We start from the raw sequence: 699 nt of genomic DNA, 5'->3' as shown, positions 1-699 counted from the left end.
TCCTCTCAAGGGTGACCTGCTTGGCACGAGGGTCCCGCCTCGTCCGCCGCTTGATCGGGTTCTGATGGCTTCCAATGAGCTATCGAACCGCCCCATCCTGCAAGAATATGCCCAAAGGGCCTGGGATGCCCCAGATGACGAAAACGCGGACCATCCACCATGGTCGGAACGTCTGGCTGCGCTTGGATACAACTCGGCTCCCACAATAGAACCGGTTTCGATTTCTGCCCTGTCGAGCCTGCTGAGCAGTGAAATTGTTGCGGAGCGGGTCCATCATTTCGATAGCGAGTGGACGTCGAAAATCGCCACCTATCTGGATCGGTAGGTGCCGCCCGGAATTGCTGCCAAAGCTGTAGCTCACTCCTCTTCCGCCGCACTAAACCCCGCTCCCATGGTGGCTCGCACGGGGCTGCCCCATGGCGTTGCGTGGTTGTCGATGCGCATCTGGAAGATAAAGTAAGTCGGCGAGCAGAAGCCGATGCCTTTCACCTTGCCGATGCCCGGCGTGTCAGGCGGCAGCGACTGGCACATATAGTCCTCGCGGCAGAAATGATCGGCCGAACAGGCCGGCCGGTTGCCGCGATTGACGGCGCCGCCAAGGCATTGGTCGAAATTGTTGGTGGCCACGCAGATGTCGAATTTCTTGCCGCCGACCAGCCCGCAGATCTCGTTCGGCATCGGCTTGCCGGCCTTGAAGGC

2 pseudogenes are annotated in these 699 nt (G+C 60.1%); one reads left to right on the top strand and one right to left on the bottom strand.

What is annotated here, in order from left to right:
- A pseudogene (locus EN750_RS39185) lies at positions 1-325 on the top strand (hypothetical protein); the annotation flags it as partial.
- Between the two features lie 32 nt (positions 326-357).
- Here the strand turns inward: EN750_RS39185 and EN750_RS37495 are convergent.
- A pseudogene (locus EN750_RS37495) lies at positions 358-699 on the bottom strand (hypothetical protein); the annotation flags it as partial.

Origin of the sequence: Mesorhizobium sp. M7A.F.Ca.ET.027.03.2.1 (assembly GCF_003999175.1) — a bacterium.
Classification (GTDB): domain Bacteria; phylum Pseudomonadota; class Alphaproteobacteria; order Rhizobiales; family Rhizobiaceae; genus Mesorhizobium.
Note: the sequence above shows the minus strand (reverse complement) of the source record. Positions and strands in the feature narration are given on the sequence as shown.